General features: G+C 61.7%; 18 protein-coding genes. 6 read left to right on the top strand and 12 right to left on the bottom strand.

Annotated elements, in window-relative coordinates:
* Nucleotides 1-57: 57 nt before the first annotated feature.
* From J2Y39_RS23505 to J2Y39_RS23520, 4 genes are all read right to left on the bottom strand, one after another.
* On the bottom strand, nucleotides 58-1,941 hold the full coding sequence (locus tag J2Y39_RS23505; protein WP_310220013.1) for a TonB-dependent receptor domain-containing protein: 1,884 nt from the start codon (nucleotides 1,939-1,941) through the stop codon (nucleotides 58-60).
* 140 nt (nucleotides 1,942-2,081) lie between these two features.
* Nucleotides 2,082-3,980: a 1-deoxy-D-xylulose-5-phosphate synthase gene (gene dxs, locus J2Y39_RS23510; RefSeq protein ID WP_310220015.1), complete on the bottom strand. Its 1,899-nt coding sequence runs from the start codon at nucleotides 3,978-3,980 to the stop codon at nucleotides 2,082-2,084.
* Nucleotides 3,981-4,071: 91 nt separating this feature from the next.
* Complete coding sequence (ispA, locus tag J2Y39_RS23515; RefSeq protein ID WP_041477698.1) at nucleotides 4,072-4,959, bottom strand: (2E,6E)-farnesyl diphosphate synthase; 888 nt, start codon at nucleotides 4,957-4,959, stop codon at nucleotides 4,072-4,074.
* Nucleotides 4,956-5,198 (bottom strand): exodeoxyribonuclease VII small subunit, encoded by a 243-nt coding sequence (locus tag J2Y39_RS23520; protein WP_016772991.1) that lies wholly within the window; start codon nucleotides 5,196-5,198, stop codon nucleotides 4,956-4,958. Before J2Y39_RS23520 ends, ispA begins: the two co-directional genes overlap by 4 nt.
* A gap of 498 nt (nucleotides 5,199-5,696) precedes the next feature.
* On the opposite strand from J2Y39_RS23520, the gene J2Y39_RS23525 reads away from it, so the two are divergent.
* Genes J2Y39_RS23525 through J2Y39_RS23550 form a run of 6 tightly spaced genes read left to right on the top strand, consistent with a single transcriptional unit; the run spans nucleotide 5,697 to nucleotide 15,879 of the window.
* A complete protein-coding gene (locus J2Y39_RS23525) occupies nucleotides 5,697-6,488 on the top strand; it encodes a DUF2135 domain-containing protein (RefSeq protein WP_310220017.1) in 792 nt (263 codons plus the stop codon).
* A 35-nt stretch (nucleotides 6,489-6,523) separates the two neighbouring features.
* Nucleotides 6,524-8,236 carry a DUF2138 domain-containing protein gene (locus J2Y39_RS23530; protein ID WP_305381611.1) on the top strand — a complete coding sequence of 571 codons (1,713 nt, stop codon included), beginning with the start codon at nucleotides 6,524-6,526 and terminating at the stop codon, nucleotides 8,234-8,236.
* On the top strand, nucleotides 8,221-8,871 hold the full coding sequence (locus J2Y39_RS23535) for a DUF1175 domain-containing protein (RefSeq protein WP_305383149.1): 651 nt from the start codon (nucleotides 8,221-8,223) through the stop codon (nucleotides 8,869-8,871). The genes J2Y39_RS23530 and J2Y39_RS23535 overlap by 16 nt, the downstream gene beginning before the upstream one ends.
* Nucleotides 8,868-13,442: an alpha-2-macroglobulin gene (locus J2Y39_RS23540; protein ID WP_310220019.1), complete on the top strand. Its 4,575-nt coding sequence runs from the start codon at nucleotides 8,868-8,870 to the stop codon at nucleotides 13,440-13,442. The genes J2Y39_RS23535 and J2Y39_RS23540 overlap by 4 nt, the downstream gene beginning before the upstream one ends.
* 1 nt (nucleotide 13,443) lies before the next feature.
* Complete coding sequence (locus J2Y39_RS23545; protein ID WP_310220021.1) at nucleotides 13,444-15,063, top strand: DUF2300 domain-containing protein; 1,620 nt, start codon at nucleotides 13,444-13,446, stop codon at nucleotides 15,061-15,063.
* Nucleotides 15,064-15,066: 3 nt separating this feature from the next.
* Complete coding sequence (locus J2Y39_RS23550) at nucleotides 15,067-15,879, top strand: DUF2135 domain-containing protein (protein WP_310220023.1); 813 nt, start codon at nucleotides 15,067-15,069, stop codon at nucleotides 15,877-15,879.
* A gap of 86 nt (nucleotides 15,880-15,965) precedes the next feature.
* Here the strand turns inward: J2Y39_RS23550 and J2Y39_RS23555 are convergent, their stop codons facing one another.
* From J2Y39_RS23555 to J2Y39_RS23590, 8 genes are all read right to left on the bottom strand, one after another.
* Entirely contained in the window at nucleotides 15,966-16,109 is a 144-nt protein-coding gene (locus tag J2Y39_RS23555) for a hypothetical protein (protein ID WP_310220025.1), read from the bottom strand.
* Nucleotides 16,110-16,527: 418 nt separating this feature from the next.
* Entirely contained in the window at nucleotides 16,528-17,274 is a 747-nt protein-coding gene (locus J2Y39_RS23560) for a S24 family peptidase (RefSeq protein ID WP_041477707.1), read from the bottom strand.
* Nucleotides 17,275-17,593: 319 nt separating this feature from the next.
* On the bottom strand, nucleotides 17,594-18,121 hold the full coding sequence (ppa, locus tag J2Y39_RS23565) for an inorganic diphosphatase (protein ID WP_003205933.1): 528 nt from the start codon (nucleotides 18,119-18,121) through the stop codon (nucleotides 17,594-17,596).
* Nucleotides 18,122-18,233: 112 nt separating this feature from the next.
* Entirely contained in the window at nucleotides 18,234-19,046 is an 813-nt protein-coding gene (locus tag J2Y39_RS23570; RefSeq protein WP_056790687.1) for a zinc-dependent peptidase, read from the bottom strand.
* Nucleotides 19,047-19,050: 4 nt separating this feature from the next.
* Nucleotides 19,051-19,701, bottom strand: coding sequence for a DedA family protein (locus tag J2Y39_RS23575; protein ID WP_095181915.1), 651 nt, complete (start codon nucleotides 19,699-19,701; stop codon nucleotides 19,051-19,053).
* A 228-nt stretch (nucleotides 19,702-19,929) separates the two neighbouring features.
* Entirely contained in the window at nucleotides 19,930-20,391 is a 462-nt protein-coding gene (locus J2Y39_RS23580) for an N-acetyltransferase (protein WP_016773002.1), read from the bottom strand.
* A 115-nt stretch (nucleotides 20,392-20,506) separates the two neighbouring features.
* Complete coding sequence (gene eutC / locus J2Y39_RS23585; protein ID WP_310220028.1) at nucleotides 20,507-21,331, bottom strand: ethanolamine ammonia-lyase subunit EutC; 825 nt, start codon at nucleotides 21,329-21,331, stop codon at nucleotides 20,507-20,509.
* Nucleotides 21,332-21,336: 5 nt separating this feature from the next.
* On the bottom strand, nucleotides 21,337-22,731 hold the full coding sequence (locus J2Y39_RS23590) for an ethanolamine ammonia-lyase subunit EutB (RefSeq protein WP_310220029.1): 1,395 nt from the start codon (nucleotides 22,729-22,731) through the stop codon (nucleotides 21,337-21,339).
* Nucleotides 22,732-22,740: the final 9 nt, after the last annotated feature.

Below are 22,740 nucleotides of genomic sequence, written 5' to 3' on the forward strand. Positions count from 1 at the left end.
GTCAACTGTGGGAGCGAGCCTGCTCGCGAAGAGGCCAGCCCGCCAAAAAATCTCAGCTCAGAGTTCAGGGGTCCAGGTCACCCCGAACATCCACGCCCGACCTTCTTCGCGATAGCCATACTGCGCGCCGTCATAGCTGTAGTTCGCCCGGCTGTAACCCTTGTCCAGCAGGTTATCCACCTTCAGATCCAGCTTGATCTCACGAGTAAGCGCCCAACTGCTGCGCAGCCCGAGCGTGCCGTAGCCGCCCAGCGACTGGGTGTTGTTCAAGTCGTCGTAACTGCCACTGACCAATTGCCAACTGGCGCCGAGACCCAAGCGATCGAACTGCCGATCCAGATCCCAACTGGCCGTGCGCCGCGCCCGTCGCGCCAGCGTATGCCCGGTATCGCGATCTCGCGGATCAATGATTGCCACGCCGAGATTGCTCTGCCAGCCAAACAGCTCCTGCTTCAGCGCTGCTTCAAAACCGTTGATGCGCGCTGACGCAACGTTCTGCGGGCGTGAGTTGCTACCGAAGATGATCGCGTCTTGCAGATCGGTGCGGTAAATCGAGGCCTCGAGCCGCGCGCTGTCGCTCAATTGGCTGCGCCATTGCAGTTCGTAGCTTTTTGAGGTTTCCGGTTTCAGGTCGGGATTGCTGAAATCCGGGTAGTACAGGTCGTTGAAGGTCGGCGCGCGGAAACCTTCGCTGTAGCTCAGCAGCACGTCGTTATCCGGATTGAGCGGCAGGGTGAAAGTGCCGCTCCAAGTGTTCTGGCGGCCGAACTGTTGGTTGTCGTCGTGGCGCAGGCCGATCTCGGTGGAGAAGCTGTCGGCCTGATAACGATGCTGGATGAACGCTGCGCGATTCCAGCGGCTGTCCTCGTCGAACGCAGTGCTGCTGTTGATCCGGTCTTCGTACCAGTCACCACCGAGGATCAGGCTGTTGCGCGGGTCGAGCGTCAGGTCGTTCTGCCAGTTCACTGAGTCGCGATAGGTGTTGAACACCGTGCGCTCGTCACTGAGCTTGTCGAGAGTCTTCTCGCGGTTTTCGCTGTGGCCGAATTCGACGCGGGTTTTCCAGGTTTCGTTGACCCGCGCATCGACGTAACTGCTCACGCTACTGATATTGAAGTCGCTGTACGGCTGCTGTTGCACCGACTCAAACGTGTCCATGTCGAAGCGGCCGAACGGATTGTCGAATTCGCTCCTGCCACGGTTATCCAGCAGATTGGCGCCGACTTCGATGTCCTCGTTCAGCGCGTGGCTGAGGCTCAGGCTCAGGGATTTGTTGCGGTAGGCGTCATGGTCGCTGTCGCTTGGATACGACTCGTGGGTACGGTCGATCCCGGCCGTTTCGTCGAGGCTGGCGCCGAGGTTGAAGCGGGTCTTCTCGTCGCCGCCGGACAAGCCGAGGCTGCGCTCCCATGTCTGCTGACTGCCGAAGCCCAGATGCAGGCGTGGCTGCAAGCCTTGCCCAGTGCCGCGTCGGGTGAAGATCTGGATCACCCCGCCAATCGCGTCGCTGCCATAAATCACCGAGCGCGAGCCGCGCAGCACTTCGACTCGCTCGATCTGCTCGATGTTCAGATGTTGCAGATTACTGTCGCCGGAAGTCGAATTGCCGATGCGCTGGCCATCGACCAGCACCAGGCTCTGCGCCGATTGCGTGCCGCGAATGTAGATCCCCGGCAGACTGCCGCGCCCGCCAGTCTGCGCCACTTGCACGCCGGGCACGCGCCGCAGCAGATCGGGCACGTCGCTTGGTTGCAGGCGATCAATGTCTTCGCGGGTGAACACGGTGTTGGCGGCGCTGCTGTCGTTGCGCGCCTCGACCTGACGATTGGCGCTGATCAGCGTGTCCGGCAGCTTCAGCGCCTGATCGCGCTCGAAGGTATCGGCGGCAGCGCTTGCGGTTGGCAGCAGGAGGAAGGGCAGGGCGAGGCGGGAGAGGTTCATGGCAATCTATGGTCTTTGCAAAACCATGTAGGAGCTGCCGAAGGCTGCGATCTTTTGATTTTGCTTTTTAAAGGTTCCGGAGCTGCCGAAGAGCAAGATCAAAAGATCGCAGCCTTCGGCAGCTCCTACAAGGGATTGCGTCAGCTGTTGAGCAATGCCAGCCGCTGGCGAATCGACGCTTCGATCCCGGCCTCATCCAGCCCGCACTCGGCAAGCATCTGGGCCGGTTTCGCATGCTCGACGTAAATGTCCGGCAAGCCCAGATGCAGCATCGACTTGAGGATGTTCTCGCGGGCGAGGAATTCGCTGACCGCGCCACCGGCGCCGCCCATGATTGCGTTCTCTTCGATAGTCACCAGCAACTCGTGGTTGCCGGCGATCTCGCGCACCAGCGCTTCATCCAGCGGTTTGACGAAACGCATGTCGACCACGGTGGCGTCGAGCTTCTCGGCGACTTTCAAGGCTTCGCTCAGTTGCACGCCGAACACCAGCATGGCGACCTTGCTGCCCTGACGACGGACGATGCCCTTGCCGATTTCGATCGCTTCGAGATCTTTTTCAATGACTGCATTCGGCCCGCTGCCACGCGGGTAACGCACTGCCGCCGGGCCGTTGTAGAGGTGGCCGGTGGTGAGCATTTTGCGCAATTCGTTTTCATCGCTCGGGGTCATGATGAGCATGCCCGGGATGCAGCGCAGGTAGGACAGGTCATAGCTGCCAGCGTGGGTCGGGCCGTCTTCGCCGACCAGACCGGCGCGGTCGATGGCGAACAGCACGTCGAGGTTCTGCACCGCGACGTCGTGTACCAATTGGTCGTAACCGCGTTGCAGGAATGTCGAGTAGATCGCCACTACCGGTTTCGCGCCTTCGCAGGCCATGCCGGCGGCGAAAGTGACCGCGTGCTGCTCGGCAATCGCCACGTCGAAATAACGCTCGGGGAAGCGCTCGCTGAACGCCACAAGATCCGAGCCTTCCTTCATCGCCGGGGTGATCCCGACCAGACGATCGTCAGCCGCCGCCATGTCGCACAGCCACTCGCCGAACACCGCCGAATACTTTGGCCCGCTGGCGGCTTTAGGCGCGGCGGCCGGGGCGTCCAGTGGTTCGAGTTTGGTGATGGCGTGGTAGCCGATCGGGTCAACTTCCGCCGGGGCGAAGCCTTTGCCTTTCTTGGTGACGATGTGCAGGAACTGCGGGCCTTTGAGATCGCGCATGTTGCGCAGGGTGGCGATCAAGGTTGGCAGGTCGTGGCCGTCGATCGGGCCGATGTAATTCCAGCCCAGCTCTTCGAAGAGGGTGCCGGGGACCAGCATGCCTTTGGCATATTCTTCGGTACGACGGGCGATTTCCCAGGCGCCGGGCAGGCGCGAAAGGACTTTCTTGCTGCCCTCGCGCATGCTCGCGTAGGTTCGACTGGAAAGGATCTTCGCCAGATAATTCGACAACCCGCCGACGTTGCGCGAGATCGACATATCGTTGTCGTTGAGAATCACCAGCATGTTGGCGTTGACTTCCGGCGCATGGTTGAGCGCCTCGAAGGCCATGCCGGCGGTCAGCGCGCCGTCACCGATCACGGCGATGGCCTTGCGATCGCTGTCCTGCAGGCGGGCAGCAATGGCCATGCCCAGCGCAGCGCTGATCGAGGTGCTGGAGTGGCCGACGCCGAAGGTGTCGTACTCGCTCTCGGAGCGGCGCGGGAATGCGGCAATGCCGTCCTTCTGACGCAGGCTGGCCATGCGCTCGCGGCGACCGGTGAGGATCTTGTGCGGATACGCCTGATGCCCGACGTCCCACAGCAGACGGTCGTCCGGGGTGTCGAAGACGTAATGCAGCGCGATGGTCAGCTCGATCACGCCCAGGCCGGCACCGAAATGCCCACCGGTCTGGCCGACCGTGTAGAGCAATTCCAGGCGCAACTCATCGGCCAGGGTTTCCAGCTCGGCTTCGCCTAACCGGCGCAGGCCGTCCGGCGTGTTCGCGCGGTCGAGCAGGGGCGTGGTCGGGCGCTTGCGGGGAATCTCATGAAACGTCGTGGGCATCAGGCGAATCGTTATAGGTATAAAAGATGCGGCAGTTTACCTGATGCATCGGCCCCTGCCCACGCGTTGGTCTTTTTTGGCCGATACGCCGTCAGTTGCGCCGCTCGACGATATACCGGGCCAGCTCGCGCAGCGGCTCGGCGGCCGCGTCAAACGGTCGCAGCGCCTGCAGGGCCTGATCGCGCAGTTCCAGAGCGTAGGCCTTGGCAGCGTCGAGGCCGAGCAGGGCCGGGTAGGTCGGCTTGTCGCGGGCGATATCGGCGCCCTGGCGTTTGCCGAGGGTCGCGGTATCGCTTTCCACGTCGAGGATGTCGTCCTGCACCTGAAAGGCCAGGCCGATGGCCTGTGCATAAGTCTGCAATGCCTGCAGCTGATCAGGCTGGGCGCGGCCGCTGGCCAGGGCACCAAGCTTGACGCTGACTTCAATCAGCGCGCCGGTCTTGTGTCGGTGCATCTGCTCGAGGGCCGTTTGATCGAGCTTGAGACCGACCGAGCCGAGGTCGATGGCCTGACCACCGACCATGCCCGCCGGACCGGCTGCATGGGCCAGCGCTGTGACCATCTGCAGACGGATTTCGCTGCTGCAATCGCTCAGGCGCGGGTCGAGCAGGGCGCTGAAGGCCAGGCTCTGCAAGCCGTCACCGGCGAGGATCGCGCAGGCTTCGTCGAATTTTTTGTGGGTGGTCGGCTGGCCGCGACGCAGATCGTCATCGTCCATCGCCGGCAAATCGTCATGCACCAGCGAGTAGGCGTGGATCAGCTCGACCGCACAGGCCGCGCCGCTGGCCTGTTCAGCCTTTCCGCCGAGGGCTTCGCACGCGGCGTAAGCCAGCAACGGGCGCACGCGCTTGCCGCCGTTCATCACGCTGTAGCGCATCGCTTCGTAGAGCCGCGCCAGTTCCGGCAGCGGCGCGTTGAACAGCGTTTCCAGCGCCGCGTTGACCCGGGCCTGACTGCTCGCCGAATATGCCGCGATCATTCTGGCTCATCCGCGTCGAAGGGTTCCTCGGCGAGTTCGCCATCACGCTCCAGCAGCACCTGCACTTTCTGCTCGGCCTGGGCCAGCGCCGCCTGGCAGTCACGGGTCAGACCGATGCCCTGCTCGAAAGCGGTCAGCGAGTCTTCCAGCGACAATTCACCGTTCTCCAGACGCTCGACCAGTGTTTGCAGGTCGGCGAGGGATTGTTCGAAATCCAGTGCAGCTTTTTTGCGGGCCATGGCGGCAATTTCCGGTAGACGTTAAACCGGCGCGACACTAGCAGATAGGGGGGGTATGGGCAAATGAGGCGCCCCACCCAAAGCCGCGCACATGACCCCGTGGCGAGGGGATTTATCCCCGCTGGGTTGCATAGCAACCCTAAAACCAGACAACCGATACTCCCAGGAAAATCGAAGTCGCCGGTTTTACGACTGCTGCGCAGCCGAGCGGGGATAAACCCCCTCGTCACAAAGTTAATGTGAAGTTTCGGGGCTGAGGCTTATTCGGCTCATTTTATGAGCCGAATAACTTCGCTATTCGGCTCACACCCTCTCGAAAGCGAGATTCCTACAGCAATCACACATGTATCCGATTGTTAAAAAACTGCCGAATCGCTAATCTTCGCGGCTTCTACGGCCCCGACAGTTGCGGGGCATTCAGACGAAACGCAGTTCACCGCTGTGAAGTACCGAGGATCGGGTGCAAGGTTTCGTTCAAGGCATGGCAGGAGGCGTCACATGCGTTCATTTCTTTTGCTGCTGATCGGCTTCGCCTGCGCGCCTGTGCTGTGGGCCGCGCCGACTGCGCAATTGTCCGAGCCGGTCGGCGGCTGGCGTTATCACGGCCTGCTCGATCGTTCGGAAAATTCGCAGGTCGCCTACCCGACGCCGCCGATCGATCGCGGCATTCAGCGCAATCGCACGATGATCCAGGGCCAGCTCAAAGCCCTCGGGCACATGCGTCCGCCGCACAGCCTCGCCGTCAACGGCAATCCATTGAATCTGTACACCGATGATCAGGGACGTTTTGCCCGGCCCTACGCATTTGGCGCCGGTTCCAACAGCGTCGAAGTGATCAGCGCCGAGGGCCAGTCGCTCAAGCGCGTGCAATTTTATGAAGCAAATAATCTGCGCACGCCGGCGCAGATTCGTCTTGTCTTGGGATGGGACGACCCGAAAGCCGAGCTGGATCTGCATATTGTCACCCCCGACGGTCAGCATGCCTTTTGGGCACGGCCGGCGCTGAGCAATGGCGGCGGTCTCGACCCGGATGGCGTCGACGGCCCCGGCCCGGAAATGTTCACCATGACCGCGCCGCTGCACGGCACGTATCTGGTCTACGTCAACTATTGGGGCAACTACGGCGATGGTGGCTATAACTTCGAGGAGACCAGCAATCAGAACGAGGTGATCACTTCGCAGATCACCCTGGTGCTCAACGAAAACACCGTCGACGAAAAACGCGAAACCTTCATCGTGCCCCTGCGGGCGATCGGTGATCTGCTGCTGGTCAAGACCTTCAACTATTAAGCATCCCGCCACGGATGAACTCGGATGTTGTGAACATGAGCGATAACACTGTGACTCCAGCTGCCGCGACACCGGCGGCCAAACCTTCGCGGCGCTGGCCGCTGGTCGTGCTCGGCCTGTGCCTGGTGGCCGGTGTGGCGGGCGGTTTCGGCTGGCTGCTGCTCAAGCCCAAAGCGCCGCCAGCGGCACTGGCCAGTGACAGGCTCGGCCTCGGCCGTCCGGATGCCTTGCTCGAAACCCGTTCACTGAGCCAGTTGCCCAAGGACCTCCTGACGGTGCCGTTTCTCAAGGCCACGCTCACCGAGGATTTCGTCTTCTATTACGAAACTCACGCCGATCGCCTCGGCCTGATCGGCAGCCTGCGCCGGATTATCTACGAGCATGACCTGAAGTTGCAGGACAGCCTGATCGAGCAGCTTTTCGATCAACCGGCCGATGTTGCGCTGTGGCGTGGCGCCGATGGTCGTTTGAAGGATTTCCTGCTGGTGATGGATCGCGGCGGGTTGGCCAAGCTGCTCGAGCCATTGGCGAAAGTGGCGCTGGATGACACCCAGCTCAGCGTCTTCGGCACTCTCAAAGTCGGCAGCGACGAAGTGCCGCTGTATCAACTCAGCTACAACGCCAGCAAATCGCTGCTGTTCGCGTCGCGCGGCGACAAACTGGTGGTGCTGTCCAATCCAGCCAAGTACTACGATCCGGAAAGCGGCGTCTCGGAAGAATCGGGCCGCGTCTCCGCGCAAGCACTGGCGGCGTTGCTCAACGGTGAAAAACTTTTCCCCGAAGCGTTCGGCTTGCCGGCGAAAAGCCCGGAAACCAGGCAGCGTCTGTCGGTCAATTCCAGCGTGCTCGCGATGGGCTATCAGCGCTTCATCCCGAATTTCGCCGGGCTGCGTTTCGACATGGACGACAAGGGCTGGCACAGCTATCTGGCCATGGATGAGCTGGAAAACCAGCCGGACTTCGATTTCAAACCGGTCTGGCAAGCGATGCCGCTGGGGGCGAGCGCTTGCGTGACCCTGCCAGTGGCGGCCGAACCGCAGAAGCCGATATTGATCAAACTCGGCGCTGAAGAAGCGGTGGCGCAGACCCTCACCGAACATGTCGCCGGCGCGGCCGGCCTGTGCTGGTACGCCGATTCGCGGCTGTACACGCCATTGCTGGTCGCCAGCCTCAAAGACGAGGACACCAGCAAGCTTGATGGTGATCTGGGCAAGTTGTTCGGTTCGATGGTCGGCGCGTTCGAAGCCAATGTCGCCGAAAGCGTATTCCCGGTGATCGACAAGCAGGAAGGCCAGAGCCACGTCTGGCAGCGTCAGGTCAGTTCCAGTTTCGGGCCGTACGCGGCGAAGACCGCCGAGAACCCGGAGGCGATTTCCGGCAAGGCGTTCATGAAAGTCAGCCTCGCCCGTCACGGCTCGACGCTGCTGTTTTCCCTCGACGACAAACTCGTCGACAAAGCCCTCGGCACCCTCGACAAGCGCTTCCCGCCGATGGCCGACGTGCTGCCAAAAGACGTATTGATGCCGATCTACTTCGGCCCGGACGCGATGGCGCAACTGATGCAGCGCGAAACCCTCGACAGCCTGCCGCAGGACATGGAGCCGGTGTTCTACAACGCCGCGCAAACCTACCTGATGCCGAAACTGCGCACCCTCGGCGGCTACGGCAAATATGCTCTGACGCTGCCCGAAGGCAGCGAGCCTGACGGCCACTGGCAATGGCTGCCACTGGAATGGAAAGCGCTGTGAGCGCACTGATCCGCAGCCTTGGCCTGCTCGCGCTGTTGCTGAGCGCAGGTGCCCGCGCAGTTGAGGTGCCGGCACTCGATCCGGCGCAATCACAAGTGTTTCGCGCCTGGTTTGTGCGTATTGCTCAAGAGCAATTGAGCCAAGGCCCAAGCCCGCGCTGGTATCAGCAGGACTGCGCCGGCCTGGTGCGCTTTGCCGCCAACGAAGCGCTGAAAGTCCACGACGACAAATGGCTGCGCAGCAATGGTCTGTCCAATCGCTACCTGCCGCCGGAACTGACGCTGAGCAACGAGCAACGCAAGCTCGCGCAACAGTGGCAGCAGGGCGGCGGCAAGGTCGGGCCGTACGTCAACGCGATCAAACTGATTCAGTTCAACAGCCACCTGGTCGGCCGCGATGTGGCGCAGGCGCGGCCCGGCGACCTGATGTTTTTCGATCAGGGCGACGATCAGCACCTGATGATCTGGATGGGCCGCTACATCGCCTATCACACCGGCACCACCACCCCCACTGACAACGGCATGCGTTCGGCAAGCCTGCAGCAACTCATGACATGGAAGGACACCCGATGGATACCCGACGCAGCCAACCCCAACTTCATCGGCGTCTATCGACTGAACTTTCTCTCCCAATGACCGGTGCCCGCATGTTGCGTATCTGTTCGCGAATTTCTTTGCTGTTAGCGTTGTTGCTGCCGTTTACCTGGGTCAACGCCGAAGACTCGGTGGAGCCGAGCAATTACACGCCGGTGGCCGGTGAGAGTTTCTTCCTGCTCGCCGACAGCAGTTTTGCCAGCGACGAGCCGGCGATGGTCCGCCTCGAAGCCCCGGGTCGTGACTACCGGCGCTTTCGCATGGAACCGTACGGCGGCGCCGACATTCGCGTATACCGCATCGATAAGCCGCTGGATTTCCTCAAGCGCCAGAAGAACCTGCATCGCGTCGTCAGCGACGGCCAGTTCAAGGGCGAAGGTCTGTCCAACACCCTCGCGTATCTGTGGGACAACTGGTATCGCAAATCCCGCCGGGTGATGCAGCGTGCGTTCTCCTACGAGTCGCGCAAGCAGGTCACCGAAGAAGTGCCGGAGCTGAAAATGGGTGAGGCCATGGCCGCGCCGACGCCGTACGACGCGCAGCCGCAATTCGCGCTGATCCCGGGTCTGCCGGTGGTCAGCCAGTTCCGTTATCCACTGTGGCAGGCCAAGCCGATCCAGCCACCGACCGGGGTCAATCTGGCCGGCTCGTCCAGCGACTTTGTCAGCGTCGCACCGGGCAACGTTTACATCCCGTTGGGCAACCTGAAGCCTGGGCTGTATCTGGTCGAAGCGCTGATCGGCAAGTACCGCGCGACCACCATGGTTTTCGTCTCCAACACCGTCGCGGTGAGCAAGATTGCCGGTGATGAACTGCTGGTCTGGGCCGCGCGCAAACACGAGGGCAGCTCGGTGCCGAAGGTCAATGTGCTGTGGACCGATGGCCTCGGCGTGATGAGCAGCGGTGCTACCGATGCCGACGGTCTGCTGCGCCTGAAACACGTCAGCCCGGAGCGTTCGTTCGTCATCGGCGAGGACGAAGAGGGCGGCGTATTCGTCTCGGAAAACTTCTACTACGACAGCGAAATCTACGACACCAAACTGTATGCCTTCACCGATCGGCCGCTGTATCGCCCGGGCGATTGGGTGTCGCTGAAAATCGTCGGGCGCGAGTTCAAGAATGCCCGTGATTCGGTGCTGCCGGGCGCGGCGGATGTCAGTGTCAGCGTGCTCGATGCCACGGGGACCGAACTGCAAACCCTCAATCTGAAGCTTGATTCGAAAGCAGGTACCCAGGGTCGCTTCCAGTTGCCGGATAACGCCGTGGCCGGTGGTTACGAGATCCGTTTCAACTACAAGGATCAGGCCTACAGCAGTGCTTTCCGCGTTGCCGAATACATCAAGCCGCACTTCGAAATCTCGCTGAATCTGGCCAAGCAGGATTACCGCACCGGTGAGCCGGTGAAAGGCAGTCTGGTGCTGCTCTACCCCGACGGCAAACCGGTGGCCAATGCCAAATTGAGCCTGAGCCTGCGCGCCCAGCAACTGTCGATGGTCGACAACGAGCTGCAATACCTCGGGCAATTTCCGGTGGAGCTGACCAGCACCGAACTGACTACCGACAGCAAAGGCAACGCGACACTGGATCTGCCAGCGGCGGAAAAACCGAGCCGCTACATGCTCACCGTGTTTGCCAGCGACGGCGCGGCGTATCGGGTCAAGACCACCAAGGAAATCCTCATCGACCGTGGCGCGGCAAGTTTTCGCTTGAGCGCGCCGCAACGCTTCAGTGCAGTCGGTGACAAGGTTGCGTTCAGCTACGCCAACGAGGGCGGCACCGAGCAAAGCAAAGCGGTGACCCCAAGCACGTATGGTTGGGTGCGTCTGGAAGATCAGAGCACCGGCGAAGGCAAACTCGCCGCAACGGACAAAGGCTTCAGCCTCGCCTTCGAACGTCCGGGCACCTACAACCTGACGCTGAAGGATCAACACGGTCGCGTCCTCGGCGCCACCGGCCACTCGGTCACCGGCGACGGTGTGAAAGCGGTGCCGGGCACAGTGGAAATCGTCCTCGACAAGCCCGAGTACAAGGCGGGCGAAGAAGCGCTGGCGCTGATCACCTTCCCTGAGCCGGTCAGCGACGCACTGCTGTCGCTGGAGCGCGACAAGGTCGAGGCCACTGCGCTGCTGGCCAAGGGCGCCGACTGGCTGAAGCTGGAAAAACTCAGCGACACCCAATACCGCGCGCGCATTGCGGTGAAAGACAGCTTCGCGCCGAACCTGACCTTCTCCGTGCTCTACACCAAGGGCGGTCAGTACAGCTTTCAGAACGCCGGGATCAAAGTGGTCGCGCCGCAAATCGACGTGGCGATCAGCACCGACAAAGCGGTGTACCTGCCGGGCGATACGGTCACGGTCGACCTGACCACGCAGTTCGCCGGCAAAGCGGTTCCGGCACACTTGACGGTCAGCGTGGTCGACGAAATGGTCTACGCGCTGCAACCGGAAGTCGCGCCGAGCATCGACCAGTTCTTCTATCACCCTCGGCGCAACAACGTGCGCACCAGTGCCAGCCTGTCATTCATCAGCTACGACGTGGCATTGCCGGGTAGCCCCGGCGCCCCGGGTAAAGCCAATCGCAGCGAACGCGGCGTGAAGGTGCTTGAGCGTCCGCGCCGTGAAGACGTCGACACGGCTGCGTGGCAGCCGGAGCTGTTGACCGGTGCCGACGGCAAAACCCGCTTCACCTTCAAGATGCCGGACTCGCTGACCCGCTGGCGCATCACCGCGCGGGCGATTGCCGATGACGGTCAGGTCGGGCAGAAGAAGCAGTTTGTCCGTTCGGAAAAACCGCTGTACCTGAAGTGGAGCGGGCCGAGCAAATTCCGCAAGGGCGATCAGCCGCGGCTGGGCGTGTTTGCGTTCAGTCAGGCGGAGAAACCGGTCAAGGCGGAACTGGTAACTCACTATGCCGGTACCGAACAACGTCTGCCGGTGACTCTGAACAGCGGCATCAATTACCTGCCACTACCGGCGTTCGCTTTGGCCTCTGGCGAGTGGACGGCGGAGTTGGTGCAGGACGGCAAAGTCGCCGATGCCCTGGCTGTGCGCTTGAGTGCCACCGGTGAAGGCTGGCAAGTCACGCAAACGCAAAGTCTCGATGTGGTCAGCAGCGATACACCCTTGAGTTTGCCGGCGGATGCCACGGATATCCGCCTGCGTCTGGATGACAGTCCGCAAGCGCTGTTCCGTTCCGCCCTCGATGATCTGCTCGGCTACCCGTACGGCGGCGTCGAGCAGACGGCCAGTCGGTTGCTGCCGCTGAGCATCGCTTATCCATCGCTGGCGTCGAACCCGCAGATTCGCGATCGCTTGCGCCTGATCATGCAGAACAGCCGTCTGCGTCTGGTGCAAATGGCCGGGCCGTCGGCGAGCTTCACCTGGTGGGGCTACGACGGCGAGCCGGATGCATTTCTCACCGCCTATGCCTATTACGCTGACTGGAATGCCAGCCGCGTACTCGACCTGACCCTGCCGCCGGATCACTGGCAGCGCGTACTCGAGGTGTACGCCAAGCAAGCGCCGAATACGCCATTGCTGCAGCGGGCGCTGATTCTGTCGTTCGCTAAACAGATGCAGTTGCCAGTGAACACGCTGCTCAGCGGTTTGATCGACGACCTGGTCAAGGCCGGTGAAGGCGGTGCCGAAACCTTGCTCGACGACGGCCAGGACAGTCTGGTGATGAACGACCCGGATTCGGCACTTGGTCTGGCGACGGCGCGGGTACTCACTGCATCGTTGGCCACGCAGGCGAAAGTTGCTTTGCCGGAGGCGTTCAATCGGCAACTGGGCGCAGCGCAACAACGTCTGGCGGTCAGCTCGCAGCCCTTCGTCGAAGCACTGAACCTGTCGCTGCAACCGTTTGATCAGGCCCGTGCGACGGCGTTGTTGCAACGCCTGTTGCCGCAGCAATCGACGCTGGAACGTGCACTGGCGCTGACCTGGCTGCAACGCAGCATCGCGCAGGCCTCACCGACCATCGCGCTGATGCCGGGTGAGGGCTGGAAGAAAAACTACGGCGCCAGCGGCGAGATGTACTGGACATGGCAAGGCGCGACGCCTTTGCCGAACGTACTGAGCGTGTCCGGCACGCAAGAGCGGCCGTTGCGTGCAGCGCTGAGCTTCCAGACTCAACAGCCGCAGGTCGATCCGATGGCCGTGAGCGTCACTCGGCGTCTGTCGCGGCTGGTGCCGGGCGACGAGGCGTTTACCTTCAAACTCGAGCCGGTCGGTACTAAACCGTTGTCCAGCGACAGCCTGTACCTGGACGAGGTGATCCTCACCAGCAAAGCGCCGAAATCGCTGCGCTACGGCATGCTTGAAGTGCCGCTGCCACCGGGCGCGGATGTCGAGCGCACGACGTGGGGCATCAAATTGCAGGGCAAGGACGGCACCGAACCGACCGCGCTGGAGAAGGCGCGCTTCGAACCGGGTCAGTTGGCTTACGCGGTGCCGGTTGATGCGCTGAGTGGCGAATTGCGCCTGCGCCATCTGGTGCGCTTCTCGCAGAAGGGCCAGTTCAACCTGCCGCCGGTACGCTTCAAGCAGGTGTATGCGCCGCAGCATCAGGCCCAGGAGGCGAAAGCCGCCCTCGGTCAGGTCACGGTCAACTGACATGCGCCGGCCGCTGTTGTGGCTGCTGATGGGTGTGATGCCTGCGCTGGCGACAGCGCAGGATGAGCCGTTGCGCGTGGCCTATCAGGGCGAGTTGTTGTCGTTGAGTCAGACGCAACTGATCAAGCGCGAACCGTTGCCAGCGTCGCTGGATGCGCCGCTGGGCAGTCTGTGGAAGTTGTTCGTCTACGCCTGGCTGGTGGATACCGGTGCGCGGGAGCCGGCTTATGAATGTCGCGGGCAGTCCAAAGAAGAAGTTTATTGCTGCTCGGCGGGCGGCAAGATCGAGCGGGATCAGGCACTGGTGAAATCCTGCGGTCTGTATTTCGACCCCGCGCGGTTGGGCATTGCAGAGACGGATTGGCGAGCGTATTGGCAGGCGCGGCAGGCACCGTCGTGGTTGCTGGATTTGCCAGCCGTGCAACCGGCAACAAGGGTTTCGGTTGCCGAGTTATTGAGCGTTCTGGCATTGCTGCCAGCGCAGGATCAGACGCGCCGCGTGCTGCTCGATGTCGTGCTGAACGCGGCGGACGGCAATGTCGTCGGCGAGTTGGGCGGGCGCCTGCGGGTGAAAACCTGGAGCTGGCTCGGCGACCAGGATGCACAATCGCGGCAAGGTGGATTCGCCGGCTGGAGCGCCGACGGCGCACCGATCTGGGCGGGTGGGCGCGGTACCAGTCAAATGGTTCTGCGTCACTACGGTCAGGCGCTGGCCAGCGTGTTGCCGACGGCGTGGCCAGCGGACACGGGGCGTTGTGTGGAAGTCGGGCTGTTTTCGAAATACCCGGTTTCGACAGTTCTGGCCGGGGATCGTGTTGCCACGTCCGGGCCATTGCGCGGCGACTATCGCGTCGAATTCGCCAACGGCAACGCGCTGGACATCCACAGCGATGGCGAATTGTTTCTGCTCAACGACAAACTCGTCGCAAGACTTGATCGCGAAGAATATGTCGCCCGTGTCCTTGAGCGCGAAGCCAAACCTGAACCTGCCGAAGCCGCCAAGGCGCTGGCCGTAGCGATCCGCACCTATCTGCTGCAAAACGCCACGCGCAACGGCGATTGTCTGAGCATCGACGACAGCAGCAATCGCCAGCGCGTCGCCCCGCGTCCAGCCTCGGCCGAGTCGCGCAACATTACGGCGTGGACGGCGGATCTGGTACTGGCCGGCAGCACCGTCACCTATCACTCCGACCAGCCCGGCCCAGACAAACTCGCCTGGCAGCAAGCCGTCGAGCAAGCGAACGCCGGCCAGCGCTACGACGCGATTCTGCTGCACGCCTATCCACGCGCCAGCCTCAGCCGCTGGGACAACCCGGTCGCCTCCTGCGAAGCATTACCCGCCGCGCAAGACTGGCTGCAGAAGCAGCGACGCGGCTGGCGTCCGAGGCTCGAAAGCGAAACCGGCTACAACCAAGTCAGCACTTTCGCCGTGTGCAAACTCGCCTTCGGCCGGCCCTTCGTCGACCGCGAGCGTCAGCGCATTTATGTGCGCGGCGTGCTGAGCCTGCAGGATCGCCTCGATCTGACCCACGAATATCTGCACCTGGCCTTCGAAGCACACCCCAACGGCCAGGATGAAACCTACATCGAAGGGCTCGCCCGTCACCTTTTGCTGGAATAGACCATGACACTCCGTTATCCACAGGTCTTGCTGCTGCTCTGTGCCCTCAACGTGCTGCCGCAAGCGTTCGCCGCCGATGGCGTCAAACTCGACACCCCGGTGGGCGGCTGGCGCAGCGGCGCACCGCAAGGCGAGGGCGAGAGCTTTCGCCAGACCGTCAACTACCCGGCCTCGTCGGTCAACACACCGCTTGGCCAGGCCAATACCGCCAGAATCAGCGGCCAGATCAAAGCCGTGCCGAAGAACAATGAACCCGGGCGCCTGATCGTCAACGGCGTCAGCATGCCACTGAAAATCGACCCCGCCGGCGGCTTCGATCGCCCGTTCTCCTTCCCCAACGGCAGCAACAGCGTCGAAGTGCGCAGCGCCGACGGCCAGCAACGCCACCGCACGCAATTCCTCAACGCCCGCGGCGGCTCCACCCCGGCCAAACTGCGCGTCCTGCTGGCCTGGGACAGCGACGGCACCGACCTCGACCTGCACCTGATCACCCCCGACGGCGCCCACATCTGGTACGGCAACCGCAGCGCCGCCAACGGCGCCGCCCTCGACGTCGACGTCACCACCGGCTACGGCCCGGAAATCGCCGCCATGCCCGCGCCGATCAAGGGGCAGTATCTGGTGTATGTGAATTATTACGGCGGCGGGTATCGCGGGGATGACGAAGGTGGGGATGAAGCGGTGCAGGCGCTGACCACAGCGCAGGTGACGGTGACTACTGAAGAAGGCACGCCGAGCGAAAAGATGGAGACGTTTGTAGTGCCGATGCGGACGGCGGGGGAGTTGACGTTGGTGAAGTCGTTCAGTTATCCGTGAGGGGCATTTGTCCAACAGGTTGGACAAATTCAGCAACTGTAGCTGGGCGCTCAAACAGCTTACAGATCAGCCAGACTGATCTGCATTCACTGAGGAGCGGCGAGGCGCTCGTGAACGATGGCGGCAAGTTCGTCATCTTCTTCACTGGCCAACTTATCTTCGGCAGGCGGCTCGCCTCGTTCGGCGGCGCGCTTCAGCGCGTCCTCAATGGGGAATGAGGTTTTGGGCATTTGGTGTTTCCTGCGATATTTGGCGGGACGGTAACCAGTGCATTGGGCGCTATACAAGCTGGAATGCAATTTCAGCAATGGATATGGTTTGTTGCAGGCATTAAAAAGCCGGCTTGTGGCCGGCTTCTCGGGGACTGGCTTGGTTTATTTTTGGTAAACCGCGCCAGCCTTCAAAACGTACATCCGGATCTGCGTCCGGCTGTGGGACTTGGTCAGACGTTGGTCTGCCGCGTCGGGCGTCATCCGAGCCGCTGGGCGGGTCGATGCGCGAATGTGGGGCGCAGGATACTGAGTTTTGCTCTGGATTCCCAGCCTCAAGTGCGGTTTAGAGCGACTGAAACGGTACAAACTCCGGATTTGTACCGGTTGTCAGGGCCTTTTCGCGGGCAAGCCCGCTCCCACAGGTTCTGGCAAACAATCACAGAAACGGCACCACCGGCCGGCGCTTGCCCAGTGTCGACCACCAGAACACCCAGCCAAGAATATGAATCCGCTGCTCTTCGATCTGCGCTGGCCGGAAGACCTCGTCGGGGTATTCGGCGCTGTTGTGGCTGCGCATGCGCAGGCCGTTGCCGGGCATGCGGTGCAGGTATTTGATGCGCAGCATGCCGTCGTGCTCTACGGCGTAGATTTCGCCGTCGACGACCTGGGTAAGTCCGCGGTCGATGGCGACGATGGAGCCGTCTTCGATGCGATCGGCCATGCTGTTGCCGATCATGTGCGCGCAGATGGCGTTGGCGTGCTGGATGTCGAGTTGATCGAGGTGGGCGCGGGGCAGGCGCAGGGACTGGTCGGGGTCGAGGATGACGTGGGTTTTACCGTCGCCGTTGGCGATCGGGGTTTCCTTGAAAAATGCCAGGTCGATGTCGCTGGGGTTGATGACTGTGTAGACGCCGCAGATGGCCTGGGCATCGAACGTGTCGCCATTGCTGGCGGGTGGGTGCAGGCGCGCGACCTCCTTGACGCCTTCCCCGGTTTTCAGCCATTCACTATTGACCGACAACAGGCGTGAGACTTCTTCCATGCGATACGCCGGGACGCCCCGGGTGTACCAGTTATGAACGTTTTGGGCTTCCGTGCCCCAGAACCTTGCGAAATCCGTGGTGCTGATGTTCGCTGCTTCCAGGAGTGCCTTGAATCGTGGACCGCTAGTGTTCTTTCTCATAAACACGGAGTCTACGGCCGGACTAGAGCGGTTTGAATAAACCGGGCGTTCAAAAAAAGCCTGTATTTTGCGACGGGATGTAAGACGTACTTGTGGGAAATTAAACAGATTAAAACTGCATGTAGGAATTTAAACGGTTTGTTTAGTCGGGCTTTTTCAAGAGCCCCTCACCCCCACCCTCTCCCGGAGGGAGAGGGGGCCGACCAAGGTGTATTTCGAGTTACATAGACCTGAACAACCGAGTCGATTATGCAGACGCCAATAACAAAAAACCCCGGAAATCCGGGGTTTTTTCAAGCGTCACGCAAGGCGCAATTGCTTAGCCCTTGTAGGCGGCAACCGACTTGGTGATCGCTTCGCGGGCGGCGTCTGCACCGGCCCAGCCTTCGATCTTGACCCACTTGCCCTTCTCGAGATCCTTGTAGTTCGCGAAGAAGTGCTCGATCTGCTGGATCAGCAGGGGTGGCAGGTCGGTGTATTCCTTCACATCGACGTACAGCTGCGACAGCTTGTCGTGTGGCACGGCGATGACTTTGGCATCGCCGCCGCCGTCGTCGGTCATGTTCAGGATGCCGACCGGACGGGCGCGGATTACCGAGCCTGGAGCAACCGGGTAAGGGGTTACGACCAGCACGTCGAGGGGATCACCGTCGTCAGCCAGGGTGTTCGGGATGTAACCGTAGTTGGCCGGGTAGAACATTGGGGTGGCCATGAAACGGTCAACGAACAGGCAATCGCTGTCTTTGTCGATTTCGTATTTGATCGGCGCGTGGTTGGCCGGGATCTCGATCGCGACGTAGATGTCGTTCGGCAGGTCTTTGCCAGCCGGAATCTTGCTGTAGCTCATTGGGCGTTGCCCCCGTAGTTGACCAAAAACACTTGGCCGGATTGACCAAAAAGTGGCGGCGATTATAGGCACATTCCTACGCCGACGCCACGTACCAGAAGTCGTGCAGAGCTCAGTCGTGCGCCTGATAGACCGGGTCTGTGGCCTGAAGTTGCCGCAGTCTGCCCAACGGATCCTGCCGGTAGAAAAGCTGCAGTTGCAAGTAGACCTGTGGATAAGCCTCGTGCAGCAGATCCGGGGCGCTGAAGAAGTATTCGCTGGCGACGGCGAAGAACTCTGCCGGGTTCTCGGCGGCGTAGGGATCGATGGCGGTTTCGGCGTCTGGATCGTGGTCGAGTTGGCGGTTGAGGTCGTCGTAAGCGGCCTGCATCACTTTGGCCCAGTCGCTGACGCGCATGTCGGCGTGCAGTGGCGGCAGGCCGTTGGCGTCGCCGTTGAGCATATCGAGCTTGTGCGCCAGTTCGTGGATCACCAGGTTGTAGCCTTCCCAGCCACCGCTGGCCTGTACGCCGGGCCAGGCGAGAATCACCGGCCCCTGCTGCCAGGCTTCACCGCTGTGTTCGCCGTCCCACTCATGCTCGACGCCGCTGGCATCGCGATGGCGTTGCGGGCTGAGGAAGTCATCCGGGTACAGCACGATCTCGTGGAAACCCTGGTACCAGTTCAGATCGCCGAGGTGCAGCAACGGCAACTGCGCCTGGGCGGCGAGCAGCAGGCGTTGCTCCTGATGCAGTTCGACACCGGGCAGGGCGGTCAGGTGTTTGTCGTCGAGAAACAGCACGCAGGCTTCGCGCAACCACTGGTCTTCAGCAGCGCTGATGCCATCGAGGAAGGAGAGTTGATGGCGCACCCGTTGCCACAGGTCGTCGGCAATCGGGTGCCTGGCCAGGAGGCGCCGGCGTCGCCAGGCGCTCAGTGACCACATCGGATCAGTGCGATTGCACTTTGGTGCCGCCGAACCGGCTGCGCACCACGCCGATGATCATCGGCACCAGCGACAGCAGGATGATTGCCACCACCAGCAGCGAGAGGTTTTTCTTGATGAACGGCACGTTGCCGAAGAAGTAACCCAGAGTGACCAGACCGCCGACCCAGAGGATGGTGCCGAGCACGCTGAAGCCGAAGAAACGCGGGTACGGCATCCGCGCCACGCCCGCGACGAACGGCGCGAAGGTGCGGATGATCGGCAGGAAACGCGCCATGGTCACGGTTTTGCCGCCGTGCTTGTCGTAGAAATCGTGGGTTTTTTGCAGGTAGTCGCGACGGAAGATTTTCGAGTTCGGGTTGCTGAACAGCTTCTCCCCGGCCGTGCGTCCGATCACGTAGTTGGTACTGTCGCCCATGATCGCCGCCAGCATCAGCAGGCCACCGAGCAGCACCGGATCCATGCCGCCGCCGGCCGCCACTGCGCCAGCGATGAACAGCAGCGAGTCACCCGGCAGGAACGGCATCACCACGAGCCCGGTTTCACAGAAGATCACCATAAACAGGATGGCGTAGATCCATGGCCCATAGTTGTTCACCAGCAAATCGAGATACACATCGAGATGCAGGATAAGGTCGAGCGGGTTGAAATCCATGGGGGCACCTGTATGACGGCCCGACTCGGCAGGCCTGTGCGGATGACTTCGTGTAAGCCTACAGCGGGGTGTAGTTTTTCTTACAAGCCGGAAAGATCGGGATTATACGGTCTGAGCGATGAAAAGCGCGTCGGTTTTGTAGCGGGGAGTGTCGCGAAGTGAGCAATTGTCAGGGAAAAGGTGGCCGTGGCGAGGGAGCGAACTCCCTCATCACCGAAGCCGTTGGAGTCAGAGCTCGTCGCTGATCGGCAGTACGTAGTTCTTGAACTCGGTGTCTTCCTTGAAGCCGATCGATTCGTAGGTTTTCTGCGCCACTTCGTTGTTCGCGCTGGTCGAGACGCGCATGCGCACGGCCTGGGTTTCCTTGGCCATTTTCTTCGCGGTACGGATCAGATTGTCGGCGACCAGTTGCCGGCGCGCGTCTTCAGCAACGTAGATATCGTTGAGAATCCACACGCGTTTGAGCGACAACGAAGAGAAGCTCGGATAGAGCTGGCAGAAACCCATGAGTTTCTTGTCGTCATCGTCGGCCAGGGCCAGATAGATTACCGACTCTTTGCGGCGCAAGCGCTTTTCGAGGAACGCGCGGGAGGAATCCGGGTAAGGCAGGGAGCCGTAGAACTCGCGATATTTGACGAACAAAGGAGTCAGCAAATCCAGATGTTCGAGGGTCGCTTGAATAATCCGCATGATAGGTCTCGTCTTCAAGTGGCTGTCTTCAACTGCTCTGACGGCGATGGGAAACCCGGGCGGCCGTGCGTCGATCCTGCCTGAAAGCAGCGCAGAAAGGCAATGCGGAAACGGTTCAGGCTGGCGGTGGATCGAGCAGGAAGTTGCCTTTCATGTCGACAGCGTCGTCCGCCTCCAATGTGTGCAGCTGAGCTTCATCCTTCAGGTTGACCCCCGACAGCTGGCGCCTACAGGCCTCGCGCATCAGATACAGCAACCGATGCGCCGCCATGCCGTAGCTCAAACCTTCAAGCCGGACATTGGAAATGCAATTACGATAGGCGTCGGTGAGGCCGACCTTCGGCGCGTAGGTGAAATACAGCCCGAGGCTGTCCGGCGAACTCAAACCCGGGCGCTCGCCGATCAGCATCACCACCATTTTCGCCCCGAGCAGCTGGCCGATCTCGTCACCGATGGCGACGCGGCCCTGTTCCACCAGCACCACCGGCGCCACGGACCAGCCGTCGCCGCTCATCTGTTCTTCCAGGCGTGTCAGGAACGGCAGGGTGTGGCGATGCACCGCCAGTGCCGACAGGCCATCCGCGACGACCATCACCAGATCGACGCCGCCCGGGTGTTCGCTGGCGTAATCGCGTAAGACCTGCGCCGATGCATCGCTGAGCTTGCGCCCCAGATCCGGGCGTTGCAGATAGGTGTGTCGGTCCGACGCGGCGCTTTGCAGCGCCAGGGTTTCCCGCCCGCGGTCGCTCAGTTGTACGCTGATTTCGCTGTGATCGAAGGCCAGATGCACGGCATCACGGGCCTGGGCGTGGGCAAACTGAAAATCCAGCTGCGCCCGCGTCGGCAGACTGGTGCCGGTGCGGCCCAGGGCAATCCGCGCCGGGGTCAGGCGGCGCAGTTCCAGCCATGGGTTTTGCGGATCGACCGGTGGTTTTTCCATAAGACTCATCCCAAGTGCGCCAAGGCCTGGCGGAAGGCCGGCGGCAGATTGTTGCCGAAGCGAACCTTGCCGTCCGCCTGGGTGAAGATGCCCATGTTGGCCAGCCATTGCTCGAACTCTGGCGCCGGTTTCAGGCCCAGGGTCTGGCGGGCGTACAAGGCGTCGTGAAACGAAGTGGTCTGGTAATTGAGCATGATGTCGTCGGAGCCGGGGATGCCCATGATGAAGTTGATCCCGGCGACGCCGAGCAACGTCAGCAGGGTGTCCATGTCGTCCTGATCGGCTTCAGCGTGGTTGGTGTAGCAGATGTCGCAGCCCATCGGCACGCCGAGCAACTTGCCGCAGAAGTGATCTTCAAGGCCGGCGCGGATGATCTGTTTGCCGTTGTAGAGGTATTCCGGGCCGATAAATCCTACGACGGTGTTCACCAGGAATGGCTTGAAATGTCGCGCCACGGCGTAGGCCCTTGTCTCGCAAGTCTGTTGATCTATGCCGTGGTGGGCGTTGGCCGACAGCGCGCTGCCTTGACCGGTTTCGAAATACATCAGGTTCTGCCCGAGTGTGCCGCGCTTGAGACTCAGGCCGGCGTCGTAGCCTTCCTGCAACACGTTGAGGTTGATGCCGAAACTGGCGTTGGCCGCCTCAGTGCCGGCAATCGACTGGAACACCAGATCCAGCGGCACGCCACGGTTGATCGCCTCGATCGAGGTGGTGACGTGGGTCAGCACGCAGGCTTGGGTCGGGATGTCGTAGCGCTGGATGATTGCGTCGAGCATCTCTAGCATCGCGCAGATCGAAGCGATGCTGTCAGTGGCCGGGTTGACCCCGATCATCGCATCGCCGTTGCCGTAGAGCAGGCCGTCGAGAATGCTCGCGGCGATGCCGGACGGCTCGTCAGTCGGGTGGTTGGGTTGCAGGCGGGTCGACAGGCGCCCGCGCAAACCGAGGGTGCCGCGAAATTGGGTGACCACGCGGATTTTCTGCGCGACCAGCACCAGATCCTGTACACGCATGATCTTCGACACGGCGGCGACCATTTCCGGGGTCAGGCCGGGGGCGAGGGCGCGCAGGCTGGTTTCGTCCGCCGCGTCACTGAGCAGCCAGTCGCGAAAGCCGCCAACGGTCAGGTGACTGACCACGGCGAAGGCTTGTTTGTCGTGGGTGTCGATGATCAGCCGGGTGACTTCGTCGGCTTCGTAGGGGATCAGCGCTTCCTGCAGGAAGTGGGTGAGCGGGATGTCCGCCAGGGCCATTTGCGCGGCCACCCGTTCGCCGTCGTTGAGCGCGGCGACCTCGGCGAGAAAGTCCCCCGAGCGGGCGGGGCTGGCCTTGGCCATGACGTCTTTGAGGCTGTCGAAGCGGTAAGTCTGCGCGCCGACCGTGTGAGCAAAACTGGCCATTCAGCGTTC

It is taken from the genome of Pseudomonas sp. 2957 (assembly GCF_031456345.1).
In the GTDB taxonomy this organism is placed as follows: domain Bacteria; phylum Pseudomonadota; class Gammaproteobacteria; order Pseudomonadales; family Pseudomonadaceae; genus Aquipseudomonas; species Aquipseudomonas siliginis.

What these genes read in the sequence shown, in the direction of transcription:
- J2Y39_RS23535 (WP_305383149.1), top strand. Translation starts at nt 8,221, where the DNA reads ATGGAAAGCGCTGTGAGCGCACTGATCCGCAGCCTTGGCCTGCTCGCG.
- J2Y39_RS23560 (WP_041477707.1), bottom strand. Translation starts at nt 17,274, where the DNA reads ATGAGAAAGAACACTAGCGGTCCACGATTCAAGGCACTCCTGGAAGCA.
- J2Y39_RS23530 (WP_305381611.1), top strand. Translation starts at nt 6,524, where the DNA reads ATGAGCGATAACACTGTGACTCCAGCTGCCGCGACACCGGCGGCCAAA.
- J2Y39_RS23525 (WP_310220017.1), top strand. Translation starts at nt 5,697, where the DNA reads ATGCGTTCATTTCTTTTGCTGCTGATCGGCTTCGCCTGCGCGCCTGTG.
- J2Y39_RS23580 (WP_016773002.1), bottom strand. Translation starts at nt 20,391, where the DNA reads ATGCGGATTATTCAAGCGACCCTCGAACATCTGGATTTGCTGACTCCT.
- J2Y39_RS23505 (WP_310220013.1), bottom strand. Translation starts at nt 1,941, where the DNA reads ATGAACCTCTCCCGCCTCGCCCTGCCCTTCCTCCTGCTGCCAACCGCA.
- J2Y39_RS23540 (WP_310220019.1), top strand. Translation starts at nt 8,868, where the DNA reads ATGACCGGTGCCCGCATGTTGCGTATCTGTTCGCGAATTTCTTTGCTG.
- J2Y39_RS23555 (WP_310220025.1), bottom strand. Translation starts at nt 16,109, where the DNA reads ATGCCCAAAACCTCATTCCCCATTGAGGACGCGCTGAAGCGCGCCGCC.
- J2Y39_RS23570 (WP_056790687.1), bottom strand. Translation starts at nt 19,046, where the DNA reads ATGTGGTCACTGAGCGCCTGGCGACGCCGGCGCCTCCTGGCCAGGCAC.
- J2Y39_RS23520 (WP_016772991.1), bottom strand. Translation starts at nt 5,198, where the DNA reads ATGGCCCGCAAAAAAGCTGCACTGGATTTCGAACAATCCCTCGCCGAC.
- dxs (WP_310220015.1), bottom strand. Translation starts at nt 3,980, where the DNA reads ATGCCCACGACGTTTCATGAGATTCCCCGCAAGCGCCCGACCACGCCC.
- ppa (WP_003205933.1), bottom strand. Translation starts at nt 18,121, where the DNA reads ATGAGCTACAGCAAGATTCCGGCTGGCAAAGACCTGCCGAACGACATC.
- J2Y39_RS23575 (WP_095181915.1), bottom strand. Translation starts at nt 19,701, where the DNA reads ATGGATTTCAACCCGCTCGACCTTATCCTGCATCTCGATGTGTATCTC.
- ispA (WP_041477698.1), bottom strand. Translation starts at nt 4,959, where the DNA reads ATGATCGCGGCATATTCGGCGAGCAGTCAGGCCCGGGTCAACGCGGCG.
- J2Y39_RS23550 (WP_310220023.1), top strand. Translation starts at nt 15,067, where the DNA reads ATGACACTCCGTTATCCACAGGTCTTGCTGCTGCTCTGTGCCCTCAAC.
- J2Y39_RS23545 (WP_310220021.1), top strand. Translation starts at nt 13,444, where the DNA reads ATGCGCCGGCCGCTGTTGTGGCTGCTGATGGGTGTGATGCCTGCGCTG.
- J2Y39_RS23590 (WP_310220029.1), bottom strand. Translation starts at nt 22,731, where the DNA reads ATGGCCAGTTTTGCTCACACGGTCGGCGCGCAGACTTACCGCTTCGAC.
- eutC (WP_310220028.1), bottom strand. Translation starts at nt 21,331, where the DNA reads ATGGAAAAACCACCGGTCGATCCGCAAAACCCATGGCTGGAACTGCGC.